This is a genomic window from Methylophaga thalassica MP, assembly GCF_000214595.1.
Taxonomy (GTDB): Bacteria; Pseudomonadota; Gammaproteobacteria; order Nitrosococcales; family Methylophagaceae; genus Methylophaga; species Methylophaga thalassica.
On the sequence record NZ_AFIG01000001.1, the window covers coordinates 1,589,446 to 1,611,549 of the forward strand.

16 protein-coding genes and 1 riboswitch are annotated in these 22,104 nt (G+C 44.5%); of the genes, 1 reads left to right on the forward strand and 15 read right to left on the reverse strand.

From position 1 onward, the window contains the following. Window positions 1–15: 15 nt before the first annotated feature. The 8 genes from atzF to MAMP_RS07530 form a co-directional block, all read right to left on the reverse strand. A complete protein-coding gene (gene atzF, locus MAMP_RS07495; RefSeq protein WP_007145416.1) occupies window positions 16–1,815 on the reverse strand; it encodes an allophanate hydrolase in 1,800 nt (599 codons plus the stop codon). Beyond that, entirely contained in the window at window positions 1,815–5,405 is a 3,591-nt protein-coding gene (uca, locus tag MAMP_RS07500; protein ID WP_007145417.1) for an urea carboxylase, read from the reverse strand. The genes atzF and uca overlap by 1 nt, the downstream gene beginning before the upstream one ends. A gap of 72 nt (window positions 5,406–5,477) precedes the next feature. Then, entirely contained in the window at window positions 5,478–6,116 is a 639-nt protein-coding gene (locus tag MAMP_RS07505) for an urea amidolyase associated protein UAAP2 (RefSeq protein ID WP_007145418.1), read from the reverse strand. 18 nt (window positions 6,117–6,134) lie between these two features. After that, window positions 6,135–6,872 (reverse strand): urea amidolyase associated protein UAAP1, encoded by a 738-nt coding sequence (locus tag MAMP_RS07510; protein ID WP_007145419.1) that lies wholly within the window; start codon window positions 6,870–6,872, stop codon window positions 6,135–6,137. After that, window positions 6,869–7,648 carry an ABC transporter ATP-binding protein gene (locus MAMP_RS07515; RefSeq protein WP_007145420.1) on the reverse strand — a complete coding sequence of 260 codons (780 nt, stop codon included), beginning with the start codon at window positions 7,646–7,648 and terminating at the stop codon, window positions 6,869–6,871. The genes MAMP_RS07510 and MAMP_RS07515 overlap by 4 nt, the downstream gene beginning before the upstream one ends. Further along, window positions 7,645–8,469 (reverse strand): ABC transporter permease, encoded by an 825-nt coding sequence (locus MAMP_RS07520; RefSeq protein ID WP_007145421.1) that lies wholly within the window; start codon window positions 8,467–8,469, stop codon window positions 7,645–7,647. The genes MAMP_RS07515 and MAMP_RS07520 overlap by 4 nt, the downstream gene beginning before the upstream one ends. 23 nt (window positions 8,470–8,492) lie before the next feature. Next, window positions 8,493–9,560: a putative urea ABC transporter substrate-binding protein gene (locus MAMP_RS07525; protein WP_007145422.1), complete on the reverse strand. Its 1,068-nt coding sequence runs from the start codon at window positions 9,558–9,560 to the stop codon at window positions 8,493–8,495. Window positions 9,561–9,616: 56 nt separating this feature from the next. Beyond that, window positions 9,617–9,715: riboswitch (guanidine-I (ykkC/yxkD leader) on the reverse strand. A 208-nt stretch (window positions 9,716–9,923) separates the two neighbouring features. After that, the gene (locus MAMP_RS07530; RefSeq protein ID WP_007145423.1) at window positions 9,924–11,507 is read right to left on the reverse strand and encodes a methyl-accepting chemotaxis protein; all 1,584 of its coding nucleotides are present in this window, start codon (window positions 11,505–11,507) and stop codon (window positions 9,924–9,926) included. A gap of 217 nt (window positions 11,508–11,724) precedes the next feature. Here MAMP_RS07530 and rimO point away from each other — a divergent pair, with 217 nt between their 5' ends. After that, window positions 11,725–13,035 carry a 30S ribosomal protein S12 methylthiotransferase RimO gene (rimO, locus tag MAMP_RS07535; RefSeq protein ID WP_007145424.1) on the forward strand — a complete coding sequence of 437 codons (1,311 nt, stop codon included), beginning with the start codon at window positions 11,725–11,727 and terminating at the stop codon, window positions 13,033–13,035. Here rimO and MAMP_RS07540 read toward each other — a convergent pair. From MAMP_RS07540 to MAMP_RS07570, 7 genes are all read right to left on the reverse strand, one after another. Next, window positions 13,032–13,796: a TIGR01458 family HAD-type hydrolase gene (locus MAMP_RS07540; protein ID WP_007145425.1), complete on the reverse strand. Its 765-nt coding sequence runs from the start codon at window positions 13,794–13,796 to the stop codon at window positions 13,032–13,034. The genes rimO and MAMP_RS07540 overlap by 4 nt on opposite strands. Before the next feature lie 90 nt (window positions 13,797–13,886). Next, window positions 13,887–15,212, reverse strand: coding sequence for a DASH family cryptochrome (locus tag MAMP_RS07545; protein WP_007145426.1), 1,326 nt, complete (start codon window positions 15,210–15,212; stop codon window positions 13,887–13,889). 95 nt (window positions 15,213–15,307) lie between these two features. Continuing rightward, complete coding sequence (locus tag MAMP_RS07550; protein WP_007145427.1) at window positions 15,308–17,263, reverse strand: alpha-amylase family glycosyl hydrolase; 1,956 nt, start codon at window positions 17,261–17,263, stop codon at window positions 15,308–15,310. Window positions 17,264–17,296: 33 nt separating this feature from the next. Then, window positions 17,297–18,160 (reverse strand): carbohydrate kinase family protein, encoded by an 864-nt coding sequence (locus MAMP_RS07555; protein ID WP_007145428.1) that lies wholly within the window; start codon window positions 18,158–18,160, stop codon window positions 17,297–17,299. Beyond that, a complete protein-coding gene (locus MAMP_RS07560) occupies window positions 18,157–19,017 on the reverse strand; it encodes an HAD-IIB family hydrolase (protein WP_007145429.1) in 861 nt (286 codons plus the stop codon). The genes MAMP_RS07555 and MAMP_RS07560 overlap by 4 nt, the downstream gene beginning before the upstream one ends. Then, window positions 19,014–21,164 carry an HAD-IIB family hydrolase gene (locus tag MAMP_RS07565; RefSeq protein ID WP_007145430.1) on the reverse strand — a complete coding sequence of 717 codons (2,151 nt, stop codon included), beginning with the start codon at window positions 21,162–21,164 and terminating at the stop codon, window positions 19,014–19,016. Before MAMP_RS07565 ends, MAMP_RS07560 begins: the two co-directional genes overlap by 4 nt. Window positions 21,165–21,313: 149 nt before the next feature. Continuing rightward, complete coding sequence (locus MAMP_RS07570; protein WP_040576466.1) at window positions 21,314–21,943, reverse strand: 2OG-Fe(II) oxygenase; 630 nt, start codon at window positions 21,941–21,943, stop codon at window positions 21,314–21,316. Window positions 21,944–22,104 lie beyond the last annotated feature (161 nt).

Sequence of the window (22,104 nt, forward strand, 5' to 3'; positions counted from 1 at the left end):
GCTTTTTTATATGCCTTATTTATTTAGCAAATACTCACGCCATGACCCGAAAGCGGTAATATCCATCGCATCATCTAAACCATAAGATTCACAAATAAAGCCTGTAACCCAACGGCCGTCTGTCACTTCTAACTTACCTAAGCCCAAAGGCGCGGCAATACCTGCCAGAAATGAGCCCAGCGTTGCCGTTGGTATCGACCAGAGCTCAATCTCAATAGCTGTTCCTTGTTTATCTCTTACTAAGCCAGGCCGCATTGGCGGGCCGCCAGCTAGGGCATAAAGCTTATAGGCATTGGCCGTCACCGTTTTCTCTAAAAAGACGCCGCCACGTTCTGTTAATTGATAATTCAGCGGCTGGCCTTGTAAATGCGCACCACACACCGCCAGTGTAATACGATCACCAGTGCCAGCTATCGGTGCAGAAGAATCCGGGCATTCAAGCTCTATTGCACCCAGAGGTAATCGCAGTGATTGCTGCATCAAATTGGCATAGGTTAATAATCTGGCATCACTGAACGCACGGGAAAACAAGGTCACACCAAAGGGTAAGCCCGAAGTAATGAACCCGGTCGGAACCGCTATCGCACTGCAATCAAGCAAGTTCATAAAGTTGGTGTAATGACCCAGATTACTATTGAGTTTTATGGGATCAGCCTGAACTTGTTCAATGGTATAGGTTGTTCCGGCAGTAGGCGTGAGAATAAAGTCATAACACGCAAGCACCTCCCTCACCTGCTGCCGACATGCTTGTAATTTATATTCTGCTTTAAACAGGTCATCTGCACGTGCCTCTTCCTGCGTCGCCAGGATATCCTGAATCACCTGCAACATAGCGTGTCTGTCGACACCTTCTGTTGCCATACGCCGTTCAGCGACCCAGGGGCCTTCATAAAGCAGTCTGGCTGCCGTAAAAAACGGTTCGAAATCGATAATATGCTTTTTACCGCCCAGATTTTCCAGGTGTTTCACCGATTTCTCAAACTGCTCGGCGTATTCAGTATTACCAAAAAAGTTAAGTTGCTCTGCTTGTGGGACCGCAAAATTAAAGCTGATATCGCCTACTTTGCCGTAATTACCTTTATTGGTATCCACATTCGGTCTGGCAAAGGCATCATTGGCATCAAACTCAGCGGCGACATTAAATACGGTATTAGCGTCATCTGTGGTCAAACTGAAAATAGACACACAATCCAGGCTACGACACGCAGGCACGACACCATCGGTACTTAATAAGCCTCGGGTCGGTTTTAACCCTATCAAATTATTAAATGCGGCTGGTACCCGACCTGAACCAGCGGTATCGGTACCTAATGAGAAACTGACTAAACCTAATGCCACTGCTACTGCGGAACCCGAGCTGGAGCCACCTGAAATATAGTCTTTATCAAAACTGTTATGGCAAGGCCCCCACTTTTCAGGTGAACGCACGCCGACTAAGCCAGTGGCAAATTGATCCAGATTGGTTTTACCCAGTGGAATGGCACCGGCATCAATTAATTGCTGAACAACAAAGGCAGATTTGTCCGGTGTATACGCATACGCCTCGCATCCCGCCGTCACAGGAAATCCCGCTAATTCGATATTATCTTTGATGGCAAAAGGAATCCCATATAACGGTTTGTCTGCCATATTGCTGTCATCTAAGGCATCCAGATAAGGCTGAAGCTGTTCGAGACTGAATAATTCAATCCAGATATTGTGATCAAGGTATTGCTCACAACGCTCCAGAGCATCTTTAATCACTTGTTTGGGTGTCAGCGTGCCTTCTTTATAGGCCTGTTGCAGAGCGGCAATCGTCATATTTTGTTGTGTCATTATTCAACCTCCAGTACTAATAAACGATCGCCCATCCCTACCTGTGAGCCGGGTTTTCTGGAGAGAGAACTGACTTTGCCGGCTTGTGGTGCGGTCACCAGGATTTCCATTTTCATCGCTTCTAAAATCATTAAGGTGTCGCCTTCTTTCACGTCTTGTCCCTCTTCCACTTCAATTTTCCAGATACTGCAATTTAATGGACTATCCACCGAAATAGCATTGTCAGCCAATGGCAATAAGGCTTCATCGACCTCCGCTTGCTGATCACCGCTATCAAAATGTAATAAACCATCACGCTTCCAGCGTTCTAATTCTTCGTTGAACGCCTGCTGGCGTGTCGCGGTGAAGGCATCAATTTCTGCCTGATGTTTTTCTATAAACGTGTTGTAGTCTTTTAAATTGAAACGGGTTTCTTCAATCTTTAATTCATAGTTACCATGAATAAAATCACGACGAATCTGCATTAACTCATCATGACTGACTTCATAAAAGCGAATTTGGTCAAAAAAGCGTAATAACCAGGGCTGCGTGAACTCTTTGGTTTTCTCGTAACGATTCCACATTTGCAGAGTCCGTCCGATAAACTGATAACCACCCGGCCCTTCCATGCCATACACACATAAATAAGAGCCACCGATACCGACCGAGTTTTCCGCCGTCCAGGTTCTGGCCGGGTTATATTTCGTCGTCACCAGACGGTGTCTTGGATCCATCGGCGTCGCTACGGGGGCCCCCAGATACACATCACCCAGTCCCATCACCAGATAACTGGCATCAAACACGATTTTTTTGACGTCATCCACGGAATCAAGCCCATTGATTCGACGGATAAACTCAATATTGTCAGGACACCAAGGGGCATTTTGTCTGACCGATTGCATATACTTTTCACTGGCCAGACGACAAGCTTCGTCATCCCAGGAGATCGGGATATGCACAATCCGGGTGGGCAAATCTAAGTCATCCACATGCTGAATATCTTTTTCTGCCTGCTTTAACACGGCCATCAACTCATCGAGTGATAACACCATGCTGTCATAATGAACCTGTAGCGAACGGATACCTGGCGTCAGTTCTAAAATGCCCGTCACCGCCTGTTCCTGTAACCACAGCATTAAGGCATGCACTTTAAACCGAAGATTGATATCTAAAGTTTGCTCACCAAACTCCACCAATAGATAGTGATCACCTGCCAGTCGATAGGTAATATCCATGCCAGTTGAAGTATCTTTGCTGATAGCATGCACAGGTGTATCGATAGCTGCAGTCTCTACTGACACAGCTTGTTGACTGAGGCCATCAATCGCCTGGTTTTGTGCACGTTCTAAGGCATTCGCTGTTTCAATCGATACCGGCACAAATCGCACCGTATCACCGGCTTTTAACTGTCCTACCTTCCATAAATCTGCCGTGATAACGGTTGCCGGACAAACAAAACCACCCAGCGAGGGGCCATCTGGGCCCAGAATAATCGGCATATCCCCAGTGAAATCGATTGAACCGACCGCGTAAGCGTTATCGTGAATATTAGACGGATGTAAGCCAGCTTCACCGCCGTCGGTTCTCGCCCACTCTGGTCTTGGGCCAATCAAACGCACACCAGTACGACTGGAGTTGTAGTGTATTTTCCAGTCCGTATTAAAGAACATCTCAATATCACTATCAGTGAAAAAATCCGGTGCGCCATGCGGCCCATACACCACATGAATGTCCCAGTGATGTTGAATTTCAGGCTGAGAATCCAGGGCTAGTGTGGCTGTATCAGAAACCGGTTGTTCAGGCAGGATATGTAATACATCACCCGTTTTCAGCGTCCGCCCTACATGACCACCAAATTGGCCTAAAGTGAACGTAGAACGTGAACCTAAATATTCCGGACATTGAATACCACCAGCCACTAATAGATAGGCTCTGGCGCCAGCACCTTTGACCTGTCCTAATTTCAGCTTGTCACCGGCTTTTACTGAAATAACTTGCCATGCGGATTGTGGTTCGCCATTTAACTCAATGCTCAGTTCGGCACCCGTCACCACAATGCTGGTTGCGACATTAAAACTCAGCTCAGGACCAGACAAAGTGATCTCCAGCCCCGCGCAGGATTCATCATTAGCTAATAAACGATTGCCAAGACGGAAAGACAAACTGTCGAATGGACCTGATGGTGGAACACCGATATCCCAGTAGCCGACACGTGCAGGGTAATCCTGAATGGTTGTCATCGTGCCTGGAGACAAGATATTGATAGTCGAAGGCTGGTAAACAAAACTATCCAGATAACGTGTAGTGACCGCAGCGTTTAAAAACGCCTCATCTTGTAAAATCTGACCTACATAATCAGCATTGGTCTCAATGCCATAGACCTGCAGTTCATCTAAGGCAGCCAATAATTTCTGATGGGCCAGTTCACGGCTATCAGCATGGCTGATAATTTTCGCCAGCATCGGATCATAAAATGGTGAAACTTCAATACCGGCTTTCACCCAGTAATCGACACGAATCGCGTCACTCTTAGGCCAAATGACTTCTGTCAGTAAGCCCGAAGATGGTTGGAACTGTTTATGCGGATCTTCAGCATAGAGTCTGACCTGAATCGCATGGCCTTTTGGCTCAGGCGCAGTGGCAGGTAACTGCGATTCTTTAGCACCGACTTCCACCATCCAGCGAACCAGATCCACACCATAGACTTCTTCCGTAACCCCATGCTCAACCTGCAAACGGGTATTCACTTCCAGGAAGTAAAACTGTTGATTATCGGCGTCATAGACAAACTCCACCGTGCCGGCACTGCGATAGTGAATCGCTGACATTAATCTGACCGCCACTTCCTGCATATCAGCACGGACATCGTCAGGAATATTCGGTGCTGGTGCTTCTTCAATCACTTTCTGATTACGACGCTGGCTGGAACAGTCCCGATCCCCCAGAGCTAACACATGACCTTCACCATCACCCATCACCTGTACTTCGATATGACGAGCACGGGTGATAAATTTCTCCAGAAAGACCCCATCATTGGAAAAGTTATTGGCACTCAGGTTTTTCACAGAGTTAAACGCCTGACGCAGTGAAGCTTCATCATCACAGCGGTTCATACCGATACCGCCGCCGCCAGCTGTGGATTTCAGCATCACCGGATAGCCAACTTGGCTGGCTTGCTCAACGGCATCATCAAGTGAGCTTAATAAGCCCGTGCCTGGTAATAACGGTACGTCGTTTTCTTCTGCCAATGCCCGAGCGCTGTGTTTTAAACCAAATGACTCCATCTGCTCTGCTGTGGGGCCAAGGAAGACAATATTATTCTGCTCACATAAACGAGCAAAGCCCGGATTTTCACTCAGAAAACCATAACCAGGATGAATCGCTTCAGCCCCTGTCTGTTTCGCTATATCAATGATAAGTTGTTGATTAAGATAAGTCTCACTGGCACGGCCTTCGCCCAGTGAGTAGCTTTCATCTGCAGCACTGACATGCAATGAGTCACGATCGGCTTCGGCATATATAGCCACTGCCTTAACATTCATCTCATGCAAGGTGCGAGTAATCCGTGTGGCGATGGCGCCCCGGTTAGCAATTAAAACTTTCTTAAACATGATGGGTATTCCTATCTGGGTCGTCCCAGCTAATAAAGCGCTGTTTCAGGTCGTCCCGAAACATAATCCGTATTACCCCCAGATCACCACTTCAACCGGTGTCGGGTTATAAGCATTGCATGGGTTATTTAATTGCGGACAGTTGGAGATCAACACAATCACATCCATTTTTGCTGTCATTTCCACGTATTTACCCGCTTCAGAAATACCATCTGCAAAGGTCAAATGGCCGTCTTCAGTCACAGGCACATTCATAAAAAAGTTAATGTTATGAGTGATATCGCGTTTACTCACGCCAAAGTGCTCGTTTTCGGCTACCGCTAGCATCCAGCTATCACGGCATGCGTGCATGGTTTTTTTCTCCAGCGAATAACGCACGGTGTTGGATTCTGTTGCACAGGCACCGCCCAGCGTATCGTGGCGTCCACAAGTATCAGCAGTTATCTCTAACATGGGTCTGCCAAGATTCGACAACAATGTTGTGCCAGCAGTAAGGTAGACATTACCTTGCTCACGAAGGGTATCAATCGCACTATAGCGCTCACTGGGATCCGCTAAACTGTAAAACAAAGTATCGGCGGCCTGATTACCATACAAATCGACAATACGCAGTGTTTGACCCGCTTTCAGTTCATGCATCCAGTAATCACCTGCTAACACTTCTTCACGGTAGCTGGCCTGTTCAGGGTTTAGGTTACTTTCTTTAATCACAACGTTATCCTTTGCTCATTAATGGTGATGACCGCATTGATGGTATAGACGGTTATTGTCAAAACCACGCTGGTTTTCAGCGCAGTGATTCAAACACTCGTCATCTTCCGTCACCGGAGCAGATTTTCTTAATTGATAGGTGACAGCATGTTTAGGATAGGCATCGGCTGTATTCATCGGGTGAGGACAGGTGTGGAATAAAACCAAGGTATCCATTTCGAAGCGTAAATCGATGAAATCACCCGCTTTGCTGTTGTTTTCAACAAACTGCATATTGCCTTCAGCATCCGTTTTGACCTGGCTGAATAAGTTGAGATTCGCTGCCATGTCGCGGCGGTTTAAGCCGTATTTAGCCAGCTCAACCAAAAAAGCATGCTCGCCGCTTAAGGTCCAGTCATTACCGGCTTCTTGATAACTTCTGTCACCCCAGCGTTTTTTCATATTGTCCGTGGTGAGATTGCCGCCAACGGTATCGTGCCAGCCAACGGTGTCATCGATAATGGAACAAAACACATGCCCCATATCTGAGTACAAACAATGGCCTTTGGTCAGCTTAAAGGTATGCTGACATTTCAAGGTATCCGGCGCGTTATAACGCTCCAGTTTATTCATCGGGTTATAAAACAACATACCGACATTAGCGCCACCTTCATTATCAATCAGGCGCAGTGTCGTCCCTTTTCTTACTAACATTGACCAATGCGTGCCACCAGGCAATGTATCCTCATATATCAGATCGTTTTGTTTATCACTCATGGTGTTTCCTGCTTTTGTTTCATCGTGTTTGAAATGTCTTCTAAAGTGGATTTGCGTGTATCACCCACCGGAATATCAAAGGTAATAGAGGCCCCATATCGGTTTGGGTTATCTGGGTCTTGGCGGTGTTTATCAAACACTAATAAGCGTGTGCCCAGATAAAAGCCTTCGGTTAAGTCATGGGTAATCATGAAAATGGTGATGCCGGTTTTTTGCCAGATATCTAAAATCAAGGCATGCATATCAGAACGAATGCCAGGATCAAGCGCTCCAAACGGCTCATCCAGCAATAATACTTTCGGTTGTTTAATTAAGGCCTGCGCAATGGCCAGCCGTTGCTGCATACCGCCAGATAGTGATGTCGGATATTGATTCGCCACATGCCCCAACCCAACCAATTCAAGCATTTCCTGGGCTTGCTCACGAACCTGTCGTCGCTTGCTGCCAAAACATCTGCCCAATAATCTGGATTGACCAAACTCGACACCCAACATGACATTTTCAATCACATTGAGATGAGGGAAAACAGAGTAACGCTGGAAGACAATACCCCGGTCAGCATCGGGCTCATCACGGATAGGATCACCATCCAGTAACAATTCACCTCGAGAGGGTTTCTCGGTTCCCAGCAGCATTTTCAGAAATGTGGTTTTACCACAGCCTGATGCACCCACCAGCGTTATAAACTCGCCTGCTCTCACCGTCAGATTGATATTCTCAAGAACGACATTATCGCCGTACTCTTTCCATAATTTTTTCAGCTCGATATTGTTCATTTAGCCCCTCCCTCAGTCTGCTGCCACGGGAAGGCATATAAGGACAAACGACGTAATAGATAATCAGTCAGAAAGGCCAATAAGGTAATCCACAATACATAGGGCAAAATCACATCCATCGCCAGATAACGTCTGACCAGAAAGATACGATAACCAAGCCCTTCTGTTGCCGAGATGGCTTCTGCGGCAATTAAAAATAACCAGGCCGCCCCCAGACTTAAACGCACTGCATCAATCAGTTTTGGTAATACCTGAGGTAAGACTACTCGAACAATCAATTGCCAGGTTGAGGCGCCTAATGTTTGTGCTTTGATGATCAATTCTTCAGGTAACGCCATGACACGTAATTGCACATCACGAATCAAAAATGGGGTGATACCCAGCACAATAAGCGTAATTTTGGCGACTTCACCTAAACCAAAAATGATAAACAAGATAGGTAAAATCGCTAATGGTGGTACTAGAGATATAACGGTGACCACTGGTGCAAAACTGGCACGCAGTAGAGGAATAATCCCAATCAGAATTCCAACGATAAGACTGATAAGCGCACTGATACCAACGCCGATCCCCAGCCGTTGCAAACTGGCCAGCGTATCGGCCCATAACAGGTATTCACCAGTACGTTTACTGGGTTCAAATGCCATCATATGAATGGCATGACCAAAGGCTTCGAAGGAAGGCATCAGCTTATCATTAGGATTCACCGCTAAGCGCTCATTCGATGCCACCAGATAAGCTAGTAAAATCAGGATAAAAGGTAAAGCACCTAATAACCATTTCCCAGCGTTACTCGGCTGTTGATTGATAAGTCGTTTCATAATAATTCTCTGGCAAATGACGGTTACAGAGAACCGTCAGCCGCCATAGACATGAAAGACGAATCAAAACGCAGCTTAACGTTCGCTGAGTTACCGACTACAGTGCCATCTGGATAAGCAATACCAATAAAGCCAGCATCCATCGCACCTTCACCTAATAAACCATGCTCGAATGAAAACTCACTCACATACTTCATGGTTTCAGGCAGTTGTTTGCTTTGAGCAAAGGCCACTGCATCTTTTGCTTCATAGAACATATTGGTCGCAGCCAATTGTGCTTCATAACCCGGCAAATCAGTGCCTGAGGCTTTAGCCATAAAGGTCAGCGCATCGGTATCTTTAGCCGCCATACGCGCCATGATTTCATACCAGGCACCGGTTAAGGCTTTACCAAAATCAGGGTTATCTTTCAGGGTGTCAGTGTTGACCACTAACATATCGATGATTTCGCCAGGAATTTGAGAAGAATCGAATACTTTTGAGGTATTAGGCATGGCAGCCACTTCAGATAACAGTGGATTCCAAGTGACGGTAGAAGTCACGTCGTCTGCGTTAAACACGGCTACCAAATCGGCATCTGAAGTATTCACGACTCTGACATCACGCTCACTCAAACCAATGGTATCTAGAGCACGAGCTAATAAATAATGAGAAACAGACAGCTCAACCAGATTAACGTTTTGGCCCTCAATGTCTTTCAGGGTTTTACCTTCGCCCTTCAGGACAATGCCATCGTTCCCATTAGAAAAATCACCAAGAATTAATGCGGTAGAGTCGACACCACCCGCAGCAGGAATAGTGAGCGCATCCATATTCGTCATGGTGCAACCATCAAACTGACCAGCCGTATATTGGTTGATGGATTCAACGTAGTCATTGATTTGAACTACGTCAATTTCGATACCGTATTTGTCCGCCCACTTTTTTACAATGCCCGCATTCGCCGCATAGTCCCACGGCATCCAGCCTGCATAAATAGTCCAGGCAATACTGAATTTATCTTTTTGTTCAGCATTCGCTGAGAAGGGAACGATAAGGAGAGAGAAAGAAAGCAGCAAGAAGCTGAAAAAACGAAGAATGGAGAACTTCATGAAGTTACCTCACAGTTAGTTAGAAACACGGTGCAAGAGATGTTTTACAAAAAACAATCTCCCGGGCTTTTATCCCTCCGTGTAACCTTCACTGTGAAGGTCGGTTACTCTCGGTCCAGACATCATCGTTGATCGGAACCCTAGAAACCTTATTTTAGTCGACAGTAGTTGGTAAACCACCTCAGCACTTAGAACTTGTAACGCAGATACCGTGCCAGTTTAACTACAATCAGAATAATTAATGTTTGATCATAAACTTAGCAGTTCAAGCTAAGTTTATATCTACCTAACAAGCCGCACCATAATGGCACAACCCTATTCTCAGGCTCACCGTAATGGTGCATAACAGACTCACCTGACCTATTAGCGAGATGAAAAACGGGTAATCATATTCAGTAGATTTTGTGATTCCTGCGCCAGATTTTCAGCGTGTACATTTACCTTATTAGCATTGCTCACCACCATTTCGGCATCAGAGCTAATTCTGACTACATTCTTATTAATGTCTTCACTCACTGCACTCTGCTCTTCAACGGCAGTCGCAATCAAGGTGTTAAGCTCATTCAGTTTCTCCACACTCTCTTTAATAGAGCTCACAGAGTCAATAGACCCTTGAATATCCTGACGGCTTGAGGAGGCAGTATCTTTTGTCGTTTCCATACCTTTCACCACTTTGACGACAGAGCTATCCAGTTTTGAAATAAGGTTTGAAATTTCTTGGGTTGATTCCTGGGTTCGTGTCGCCAATGAACGCACCTCATCAGCGACAACAGCAAATCCCCTACCATGGTCACCTGCTCTTGCAGCCTCAATCGCCGCATTTAAGGCCAATAGATTGGTTTGCTCTGCAATGTTACTAATCACATCTACGATAGGATTAATCGCACTGGAGTCCGATTCCAGCGTTTTAATATAGTCACTGATAGTATCAAATGCCCTATCTAAACTGGTTAAGCCTTTCACGGCGGTTTCAGATTTAGTCATGCTTTGTTGGGTTAAGTCATCAACCTGATTCGCTGACTGAGAGGCCAGACTGGCGTTACGTGCCAGCTCCTGAATTGTGGAAGACATTTCCGTCATGGCTGTCGCCACTTGCTCAGTTTGTGATGCCTGAGAATTAATCGATTCCATAATTGATTGTTGAGACTGATAGGTATCGCCGGCCGACTTATCAATGCTGCCAGCAGAATCTTTCATTCTCACCAAAATAGTATTCAGTCTGGCCTGCAGCAGTTTATTCACTAATACCAGTTGAGCAACTTCATCATCAGCACCGGTATACACCATACCCATCAGGGGATTATTGACCTCATCATTAGCTTCTTTTATGGCTCTATCCAGTGATGCAAAGACCCAATTTTTGAGTAACAGAAACGATGCCAGGCCACCTAATACCGCAATAACCACTGGCAGATAAAAGGGCAATTGTTGAATGGTACTGATTTGATTTACAACGCTGGCCACAATACTACTGAGCACCACTGATAATGTGGTTTTATTTTTTAGAGACAGTCGTGTGAAGACGTTACCGAGTTTAGGCTTCTTACCCTCGTTAATTTGTTTATAAAGCTGTTGTGCACGCTTAATCTCTTGTTTTTGGGGTTTACTACGAACAGACTCATAGCCAATTACTTTATCGCCATCAAAAATTGGCGTGACATACGCATCTACCCAGTAAAAATCGCCAGTCTTTGTTCGATTTTTGACCATCCCCATCCAGTGTTTACCCGATTTTACGGTAGACCAGAGATCAGCAAATGCAGCCGGTGGCATATCTGGATGACGAATGACATTGTGATTCACGTTCATCAATTCATCAGCAGAAAAACCACTAACGTACTCAAACTCTCTGTTAAAGCTCGTTATGATGCCTTTGAGGTCAGTTGTCGAAATCAGCGGATTATCGAAGGTAATTTCTTTATCTGTGACTGGCAGATTTTTTTTCATTGTGCTTCACCCTGATAAAAATGAGTGGTAAATAAATATTGCGTATACCTATATCGGCAGCTCATCAAAGTAACTTAAGTGTTCACAATAATTTAATGCGTAACATTCTGAGTTATTGAGTATTTTTATTTTTATTCTTTAAAATTAGTTGAAGTGATACAAGCTATATCAATAAAGTTTATTTAAAATACCCTCTTTCTGATAATTGGTAACTCACATGAAAGCACCTCAAGTTGGATTCGTTAGCCTCGGATGTCCAAAAGCCCTAGTTGATAGCGAACGAATCATCACTAAGCTCCGTTCAGAGGGGTATAGCATTACGCCAACATATGATGATGCTGACTTAGTTGTCGTGAATACCTGTGGCTTTATTGATTCTGCTGTTGAAGAATCTCTGGGTAGTATTGGTGAAGCCATCGCTAAAAATGGCAAAGTCATTGTAACGGGTTGCCTTGGCAGCCGTGACAACACCATTCGCGAAAAACACCCTCAGGTTTTAGAAATTACCGGCGCCCATGCCTTAGAAGAAGTCGTCAGCGCAGTTCATAAACACTTGCCTCCCCAACATGATCCTTTCGTCAGTCTGGTTCCACCTGAAGGAATCAAGTTAACTCCGCGTCACTACGCTTACCTGAAAATTTCTGAAGGTTGTAATCATCGCTGTACTTTCTGCATTATCCCTTCTATGCGTGGCGATCTGGTCAGCCGCCCGATTCATCATGTCATGATTGAGGCAAAACGCCTTGCTGACGCTGGCGTCAAAGAGCTTTTAGTGATCTCTCAAGACACCAGTGCCTATGGTGTAGATGTGAAATATGAGACTCATGAGTGGAATGGTCGTGAGCGTGCAACGCGTTTTTATGACCTTGCCGAAGCCTTGGGGGAACTGGGAGTTTGGGTAAGAATGCATTACGTATATCCCTACCCTCATGTTGATGATGTGGTGCCATTAATGGCTGAAGGGAAAATCCTGCCTTATCTGGATATCCCTTTTCAGCATGCCAGCCCACGTATTCTGAAATTGATGAAACGACCTGCTTCCTCACAAAATAACCTGGAACGTATTCGTGCCTGGCGTGCAGTTTGTCCTGACATTACTTTACGCAGTACTTTTATCGTTGGTTTTCCTGGCGAAACGGAAGAAGAGTTCCAGGAATTACTCGATTTTCTCACTGAAGCCCAACTGGATCGGGTGGGTGCTTTTGCTTACTCACCGGTTGATGGTGCCACAGCAAACGAGTTACCGGATCAAATTCCTGAAGAAGTAAAACAGGAACGTCTTGACCGCTTTATGGCACATCAGGCTGAAATCAGTGCCGCCAGACTACAGTTAAAAGTGGGACGTAGAGGCCGGGTTATCATTGATGAAGTGGTAGAAGAAGGTGCTGTCGGACGCAGTGAAGCAGATGCACCAGAAATTGATGGCCAAGTATTTATCGATGGTGCCACCCACTTAAAAGTCGGTGATATCGTTGATGTCGAATTCGAAGAAGCTGATGAATACGATCTCTGGGCAAAACTCGTCTAAAAATCTAAATCAAATGCCTGATTGACCGCCTCAACTACCGAGTTGGCAATCAGGGCATTGGATGCTTTTGCCTTGGCTTCATCCTGAGGTAAGAACTTACCTGTCCGAACTAAACAAGCTTGCAGACCTGCATCAATAGCACCAATAACATCTGCAGCCACATCATCGCCAATCATTATAACTTCATCAGGTCTGACGTTAAGCGATGACACCGCCTCATGGAAAAAACGGGTATCGGGTTTGCCAATGATCTGAGCTTTCACATCTGCCGCATATTCCAGTGCCTGAATAAACGGCCCTGCATCCAGCTGTAAACGACCAACACTTTTAAAATATCGGTTACGTCCAATCCCAAGAAGCACAGCGCCATCCATCAATAATGAGAAAGCATGATTTAATTGTTCATAATTAAATAAATCTGCGGCATCGGTGACAATCACGGCATTCGGTCGGCTTTGATCTAAGTCACTAAACTCGGGCATTAAATCAGGATGGATAAGACAAAACGGGCGATACCCCTTCGCCTGGCAAAGGCTTTTCATAGCCACCGGAGCCGTGAATACTTCCTCTGGCTTTATATCAAAACCCATCCGAATAAGTTCATCAAATACAGACTGGCAGGTTGAACGTGAAGTATTGGTTACAAAGCGCATCGGGACCGAGTGCTGCCTCAGCATCATAATCAGTTCTACCGCACCGGGTATAGGCTGACCATCAATATATAAAACACCACTGATATCAAACAAAATTGCTTTAGTCATCACAATGGCCTCCACTGTATGCAAGCAGTGATTTGAGTATGCAATGCTTCTTAAATGAACTCAATACGCAGTCAGACTGAATACGGTTATTTATTCATCCTTGTTTGGCATGATCGGCCAGTCCGCCGCATCAACTGAATCAAGCGGGTATGGATTCGCTTCGCCTTTCCATTGTCGAATAAAGTGACCTTCTGCATCATAAGTAGCTGTTTGCTTGTCCAGATTGAAATGACGGCCACCACGGGGATCAGCCCCTACTCCAGCAATATACTGCCAGTTGCCCCAGTTAGAGGCGACATCGTAATCAATTAATTGCTGTTCGAAGTAGGCAGCACCAAAGCGCCAGTCTAATTGCAGTTCATTGACAAAACAGCTGGCGACAATCTGACGACCACGATTAGACATATAGCCCGTTTGATTAAGTTGTTTCATACAGGCATTCACGATTGGGTATGGCGTATTGCCATTGCACCATTTCTGATAACGCTCAGGATAAAAACAACAAGATATTTTTTGTTTGTTTATCCCTTCAGCTTTGAATAACTTATGTTGATAACGCTGGGCATACCACTGAAAATATTCACGCCACAGCAACTCATAATAAATCCAATACGTGGATTCATTCGCCGTTTTCTCAGTCTCATAGCGTTTCAATCGCGCTACCAGCTTACGTGGCGATAATGCACCACAGGCTAACCATGCCGACATTTTTGTTGAGTTTTCCCAGCCATCGAGTTCATTTCTTACCGTTTTATAATTTGCTGGTAAATCAGATGAAAAGTATTGCTCAAGATGATCGAGTGCCGTTTTTTCACCACCAAAGCCCTTTATTAACTCGCCATAATCTGTTTCAGTTTGATGCGATAAGCCAGTCAACGCTTTTACAGGAGGAGCTAACCATTGTGGCATAGCTAAGGGTTTATCAATGGCAATAGTTTCGCAGAACTCTTTAAAATCCGTAAATGTCGCTGGTAAATCATTTATCGAAAAGGGTAATTGTTCGGGACGAAATAAAGTATGTGTCCAAACAGAATGAAATACCGTACGGGGAAAATCGACTTTAAGGTGATGCCACTGCCGGGTTTCAAAAACCCCTACATGATGACTGCGGTAAACTGCATCAATATCATGATTTTTTATCAGAACAGAAATCGCCGAAACGGGATCCGCTGTCATTACAATCAATCGTTGCCCGCGACTCTTTAATTCTTTGCCTAAATCATGCAGGGTTTTATTGAGAAATTGACGACGCACAACGCCCATGGATCTTGCATTCAAACGACTTTGTCTGAACCAGGTAGGATCAAAACAATACAAACAAATGAGCTGTTCGCAATTTAGGCTTGCTTCCAGAAGCGCTGCATTATCGTGAATACGGAGATCATGTTGAATCCAGTATAAGCCGGTTTTATACATTTCTACTCCTAATAAGCAACAATACCCTGACTGCAAAACTAGACGGTTTATTGTCGATATTTTGTGAAGCTAGCAAAATCAATGAATGTATAAACTTAGCTCTCTTGTAGCCAATAAAAACTAAAAGCCGGTATGACCAATGCATTTTTAAACAAATCCGGACGCTGGCCACTAAACAAATCATAAAGCTGCCCATTCTGTGGATTGCCCCAGCTACCTAGTTCATCTAAATTCAGATGTTGGGGTTTACCATTGAAATTCGCCACTACCAGAACCCGTTGATGCTGCTGTTGAATGCAATAGCGTTCGAAGACAAAAAGATGCTCATTACCCACATCGATCAATTCCCGATTATTAAAATCAGCAAACACATCAATTTCTTTACGAACAGCAATCATCCGTTTTAAGGCGGTAAATATTTCATATTGTGGGTGTCCGGGCTGATTTCGCAGATCGGCTTTATCCCAATTAATAACAGGACGATGCACCCAACGTGAGTCGCCTTTTTTGTAGGGATCATCAAGGTAGGAAATATCGTTCGTCGTACCCACTTCATCCCCGTAATATAGAAGTGGTATACCACCAAACGACATAATCAAACTATGTAATAACAAGATAATATTGATCGAGTCTTCAATGGCTTGTGGATCACCCTGCTCCAAGGCATATTCCAGTCCAACCAGTGAGGCTAATGAACCTGAAATACGTGCATCCCCGGTCTTCTCATTTTCACCAAACGGTAAGCCTCTGGCATGTGAATGGTCAAAACGGCCCATGTAATAATCAATCAAAAACTTACGATGTTGTGCCGGTTGGTAACCAACCAGTTCAATATCACGATCATCAAAACCTAAACCGATATCATCATGGCAGCGGATATAATTCAGCCATGTTGCTCTTTCCAGTTTCACTGGCAAGCTTTTAATACCCTGATTAAGTAATTTAGTATTTTTTGTGGCGACGGCATCCCACATTAACGCCATATAGGTCGCGTTGTAGGCAATCTCACACTCTTTAGCAATCACCGCATCTTCACCAAAGTATTTGGTGACTTCAACGGGAGCCACAATGGCTTCAGCAATATATAAAACACCGGGAGCAACCACCTGGCAACAGTCTTTGAGCAGTTGCAAAATCAAGTGAGCTTCACGTTCATTCTGGCAGGTACTACCAATTTTTTTCCAAAGAAAGGCAACCGCATCTAAACGCAGGATATCAGCACCTTGATTGGCCCAGAACAAAATGACGTCGAGCATTTCAATAAACACAGAGGGATTGGAATAATTCAGATCCCATTGATAACTATTAAACACCGTCATCACCCAACGTTGCATTTCCTCATCCCAGGTAAAATTACCCGGTGATGTTTCTGGAAACACTTCAGGCATGCTTTGCTCAAACATATCAGGCACATTGCGGTTTTCAAACGTGTAGTAATAATCCTGATACTTGGTTTCACCTTGCCGTGCTTTTTGCGCCCACTCATGTTCATCGGAGGTGTGATTAAGTACCACATCCATCGTCAGCAAAATATCGCGTTCATGCATACTGCGTGCGAGTTCGTTTAAGTCTTTAAGACTGCCGGCACGCTCATCGATCTTGCGGAAATCGCTCACCGCATAACCACCGTCACTGCTGCCTTTCGGACATTGCATAATGGGCATGATATGCACCAGGTTGACGCCCAGCTCCTGGAAGTAATTCAGATGAGTTTTCATGCCCTGCAAATTACCGGCAAAGCCATGACTGTACAGAGCCATGCCCACCCATTTTTGACTCAAAAACCAGTTATGGTCGGCTTCACGTTCAATATCTTTCTGACGTAAATCTTCCGGACGGCGAATATACTGCCATGCCATGGCTTCAACTAATTTCTGCGACTGGGCTTTGAAGTCATCACGATGCCCATACAAACGCTCAAATAACGAATGTATGGCGTAAAAATTCGCCCCCAAACGCGTATAGAAATAGCGTAAATCCTGCTTTGAAATACCGGCCTCAATTTCATTGAGGATATCGTTCAACAATGTGTGGGCTTGCTGCTCGTACATGCTTAACCTTGTTTGAATTATTCTGAATAAGCGTTATTTATAGAAATCAGGATCTTTACTGATGGCACCACGCTGTGTGACGACACGACATGCAAAAGCTTGGGCTTTTTCCAATGTTTCTTCAATATCCCAACCAGCCAGTAAACCATGAATATACATCGCAGTAAAAGCATCGCCAGCACCCACGGTATCCACCACTTGTTCTTGATATGAAGGTGCAACTTGATGAAAAACACCGTCAGTGTCGCGAACTATCGCGCCTTTTTCACCTCTGGTCACGATCAACTGGTCAAGATGAAAATGCGTATGCATTCGGGTCATATCCTGATGCAAATCAGCAGAATGAAATCCGAGTTCGTATAGCTCGCTTTCATTCAGTTTTACCCACCTTGCTTGTTCGAGCCAGTGATATACAGCTTCTTTTTGCCACCAGGGTGAACGTAAATTCACATCAACAAAAATATCCAGTGAAGGATTTTCTGTCAGTTTTTCCAGTGTTCTATTGGCAATATCACGGCGAGCAACCAAAGTACCATGATAGAAGAAACCAGATATGTCCTGCGTAGGTATTTCAGATAAGTCAATAAAATCCCAGGCATTATCTTCAGCAAAGGTATAAATGGGTTCATCATTCTCAATACGAATATCCACCCGCCCTGTCTGATGTTCACTATCCTGCTGGATCGCTTTGGTCGTCATTCCCCAACTGGTCATTTCTGACAAAATGATGTCACCTAACTCATCCTTGCCGACCCGACTGATAAACAGGGGGTAATCGCCTAATGCCTGAAGATGCCAGGCGACATTAAACGGCGCGCCCCCTAATACGTTTTCCCCCGTCGGGAAACAATCAAATAAGGCTTCACCAAAAATAGTTAGCTTGCTTGATGATTTCATGATGATGTTTCTTTATTGATTGGCGTAAAAAAATGCGGTGCAAAATGCGCCACTCCCTGCAACACACCTGCCGAATAATTACCATTATTATCACTGTGGCTACTACTTGCCAGAAACAAGGCCTCAACATTGCCATTGTGTTTTGATAACTCCACCGCAGCTTGTTTGATTTCTGCACTGGCATTGTCGACTAAAACTGACGGTATATGACTGGTCAGTACGGGTAAGTCATTGCCACTATCGCCAGCAAAAATAACTTCGTCCAGTTTATAGCCCAGTTTTTGTTGTAAAAATTCAATGGCGTGTAGTTTGGTTGCATGTTCCGGTAACACGTCTAATAAGCCGATATTTTTGGGTTCGTCGACACTCCAGAGAATACTGGCCGCCACATTAGCATCTTTCAAAAACGCTTCGATACGGGTAATGATCGTGTCTTTGTCCATATACAGCGGCAAGTAATAACTTAATTTATGGGTGTTTTGTTTCGTACTTTCCTGTAGGCGTAGCTCTTTGATGGGGCGTAAAATCTGTTTTAGTTGTGCATGCGTTTTGCCGTTCCAGTCTTTATCAATTTCGGCTTCCCAATCCGCCATCTGTTGCCAGCTGCCCTTACCTATTTGATAGATTTTGGTGCCAACATCAGTAATCGCAAAATCAGGTACAGGTAAAGCATAGTTTTTAATCGCACGTTTAACTAAAGAAACATGACGTCCGGTCACATAGGCTAACTTCACATCCTCACGTTCACAAAAGTTTGAAAAGCGTTTACGGGCATCAGCAGGTTCCGGCTGAAAACCATTGGGAATAATGGTTCTGTCCATATCAGTACACAGTAAAACTTTAGCGGGTGTCATCATGATGTTTTCTTTGTTTTTGCCTGATGAAAGAACTGGTAGTGCTCAAGCGATTCCAAAATGCCGGCGGCAAATGGTTTATCAGCAAAATAAATCCGGTCAGTATCAATCAATTGTGATAACTCCTCATTATGTCTGTTAGCCACAACAGCGGCGAGCGTATTGCCGCGCATCATATCTTCGTCGGCGCCAGAACCACCGGCCACAAAAATATGCTCAAGTGGTATTTGCCAATGATCGGCAACATAGCGTAGAGCCATCCCCTTTGATGCTCTAATGGGTAAAATGTCTAAATATTGCCCAAATGCCAACTGTACATGCACGGATTGTTCTTCCTGATGTAACAGCCGCTTTATCTCTTCTATATCAGCTTGCTCAGGATCAATGTAATAACTTAATTTAAATCGACTCTGTTCTGCTTTTGGCTGTTTCTCCAGACCAGGATAATCATCAAGTAATTGACGAACCTTATGGGGCGTCCAGTGATAATCGATATGTTGAGCCCACGAGGTATCTGGCGTTAACTTCGGTGCGTAATAAATTTCAGTCCCCGAACTGGTAATCAGAATATCAGGCTCAGGAATCTGATGTTTTTTCATCATTCTTAATGCCACATCCAATCTTCGACCTGTAGCAATAGCAAATTTCGTGGTTTTCCGATTCTCACGAATCAGATTAATGAGTTTATGTAACGACACATCATCACCGATAAGGTTCAAATCCAGATCAGTGAAAATTGCCTGTTCTGCATAAACATGGCTGGTTCTTTCAAGCGGTTGACGTTGTAATAATTCAGCACGTTGAGCCAGTGGTGTAACCAACTCAATATAACGCTTGGCGTGAGCCTGCCATGAATAACATTTGGCCACACCTTCCAACCCGTTACTGGAATAGTCATTCCAAAGCGCATTATCGGTGAGCAGCTTCAGTAAAGCGTCAGTAATCGTTGACGTTTCTAGCGGGTCAATCAAAATACCATTATGACAGTTACCAATAATATCCCGTGGGCCACCATCTTCGGTCGCAATAATCGGCACGCCAGAAGCAGCGGCTTCAATCAAGGTTAGACCAAATGGCTCTGTCAGTGCCGGATTCACGAACACACCACCTGATGCGGCAGCAATGCGATACATTAACGGGACTTGTTCACGTTTGTGATGCTTAGGCATAGCGACTTTGCCATACAGATCATAACGATCAATTGCCACAAGAAGCTCATGGAATACTTCCTGTGCACCGGCTTCCAGATCATCGATATCATCACGGTTACCCGCAATAATCACCAGATTAGCCAGTTGTTGCAATCTTTCCGACTCACCATAAGCTTCAATAAGCACCGCAATATTTTTGCGTTTATCTGGTCGGGATAACGCTAAAATCACCGGTTTATTGGGTTCAACAAGTTGGTGGGTTAATTTACCGAATAGCTCAGTTTCTAACTCATTACCTTCTGGTGGCTTAAATTGTTTGATATTGGTGCCTGGCGGGATAACACGCATCTGATCAGGCTGATAATGATCATAAATTTCGTACTGCTCTTCAATTTCCTGATGAGTACTGGTAATGACTCGCTCCGCGGTAGCTAGGGTAATCTCTTCCGCCTCAATGCGTCGAGTCATATTATAGAGCGACTCAATTTGCTCGGTCGTCAGGCCACTCGCCAATAAGCGTCTCCGCTTCACTCGACCAAGTGAATGGCCGGTATGGACCAGCGGAATCCCCAACAGATTGGCAACGTGAGATCCAACTAGACCGGCATCGGCATAATGGCTGTGTATCAAATCAGGAATATGATCTTGCTTTCTGAAAAAATCAGCGAGGTTATCAGCAAACCCGTCCAGATGTTCCCAAAGCTGTTCCTTATAAATATATTCTTCAGGACCAGCATCAATCCGGACAATCCTGAACTTCTCATTCACCACTTCAATAGGTTCAGCATAATCAGCATCAACATGACTATCGATAATGCGGCGGGTAACAAGATCCACCTGAGAGACATTGGGTAATTCAGAGAGAGCCTGAGCCAATTCCAGCACATAGAGGGTTTGTCCTCCAGTATCAGCATCTCTGCCAAGTTCCAGATTATCAGCTCGTATGAGCCCATGCACACTGATCAGTGCGATATACATCTGCTCAACCGTGTCCCCCATAAAACCTGCTTCTCCCTTTATTCGTGTATGCGCTCTGATATCGTCTTACTCATTGATACTATAGCATCACACTATCTTGATAAAGATTAGCTTAGGTTAATTTTTACGGTGTGTCCGTGTATATAAAAACCGTTTAGAAATAAATTAATTCACTTTCTGCGTGAAACTAAGCGTTTCAATTTTGCACTCAAGCGGTGAAAGAATCGATGTTTGTTTCCCGCAGCGGCACTGGTCAGGAAATTGATTTGTATAGACTGACGCTTACCTTCAAAGGCCGGATAGCCATGCCAGCAATTGTCAGTCACTTTAAATGCCAGCAACGTGCCAGGTCCCGGGCTTATCTCATCGACATAATCATCCATATCATGTCCGTTATTCAAGACCCGAAGTTTACCCGTATCTGCTTCCCATTTTTCATTCAGATAAATCAGAATAGTGGCCACTTTGGTTTTGGAGTCGGTATGAATCCGGCCATCCTTTTGTCTGGAATAGCCTCTGAGCGTGATCATCATCGGCAAATCCATCACTTGTACATCAAACTTCTCACAGATAATGCGGCGGAATTCAGGTGTGTCAATCGATTCAATGAGTGACTTGAATGGTTCATCTAATACGACATCATCCACATTGTAACTTCCCCCATCTGGAATATCAGGAAAGCTGTTAATGATGCCCTGAATATAGTCAGGGTATATTGACTCTTCTACTTTAAAATAAGGAAATGGCACCGTTTGCAAAGGCGCATTATCGAGCGAATCCAGCTTAATTACATTCTTCATCATCTTGTCATCAAATCGTCATAAATGATCACATTATCACTTTCTGTACCTCACATACACAAGCTAAAGCCTCTCATAACGAGTTATAACAGCGCTGTTGATATATTACTTTTCGCTCTACTCATCATTGAGAACTTCTTTACGTCAGTCTTATCTAAGAA

What these genes read in the sequence shown, in the direction of transcription:
- MAMP_RS07555 (WP_007145428.1), bottom strand. Translation starts at nt 18,160, where the DNA reads ATGAAATCATCAAGCAAGCTAACTATTTTTGGTGAAGCCTTATTTGAT.
- MAMP_RS07560 (WP_007145429.1), bottom strand. Translation starts at nt 19,017, where the DNA reads ATGATGACACCCGCTAAAGTTTTACTGTGTACTGATATGGACAGAACC.
- MAMP_RS07540 (WP_007145425.1), bottom strand. Translation starts at nt 13,796, where the DNA reads ATGACTAAAGCAATTTTGTTTGATATCAGTGGTGTTTTATATATTGAT.
- rimO (WP_007145424.1), top strand. Translation starts at nt 11,725, where the DNA reads ATGAAAGCACCTCAAGTTGGATTCGTTAGCCTCGGATGTCCAAAAGCC.
- MAMP_RS07550 (WP_007145427.1), bottom strand. Translation starts at nt 17,263, where the DNA reads ATGTACGAGCAGCAAGCCCACACATTGTTGAACGATATCCTCAATGAA.
- MAMP_RS07570 (WP_040576466.1), bottom strand. Translation starts at nt 21,943, where the DNA reads ATGAAGAATGTAATTAAGCTGGATTCGCTCGATAATGCGCCTTTGCAA.
- MAMP_RS07565 (WP_007145430.1), bottom strand. Translation starts at nt 21,164, where the DNA reads ATGGGGGACACGGTTGAGCAGATGTATATCGCACTGATCAGTGTGCAT.
- MAMP_RS07530 (WP_007145423.1), bottom strand. Translation starts at nt 11,507, where the DNA reads ATGAAAAAAAATCTGCCAGTCACAGATAAAGAAATTACCTTCGATAAT.
- atzF (WP_007145416.1), bottom strand. Translation starts at nt 1,815, where the DNA reads ATGACACAACAAAATATGACGATTGCCGCTCTGCAACAGGCCTATAAA.
- MAMP_RS07545 (WP_007145426.1), bottom strand. Translation starts at nt 15,212, where the DNA reads ATGTATAAAACCGGCTTATACTGGATTCAACATGATCTCCGTATTCAC.
- MAMP_RS07510 (WP_007145419.1), bottom strand. Translation starts at nt 6,872, where the DNA reads ATGAGTGATAAACAAAACGATCTGATATATGAGGATACATTGCCTGGT.
- MAMP_RS07520 (WP_007145421.1), bottom strand. Translation starts at nt 8,469, where the DNA reads ATGAAACGACTTATCAATCAACAGCCGAGTAACGCTGGGAAATGGTTA.
- uca (WP_007145417.1), bottom strand. Translation starts at nt 5,405, where the DNA reads ATGTTTAAGAAAGTTTTAATTGCTAACCGGGGCGCCATCGCCACACGG.
- MAMP_RS07525 (WP_007145422.1), bottom strand. Translation starts at nt 9,560, where the DNA reads ATGAAGTTCTCCATTCTTCGTTTTTTCAGCTTCTTGCTGCTTTCTTTC.
- MAMP_RS07515 (WP_007145420.1), bottom strand. Translation starts at nt 7,648, where the DNA reads ATGAACAATATCGAGCTGAAAAAATTATGGAAAGAGTACGGCGATAAT.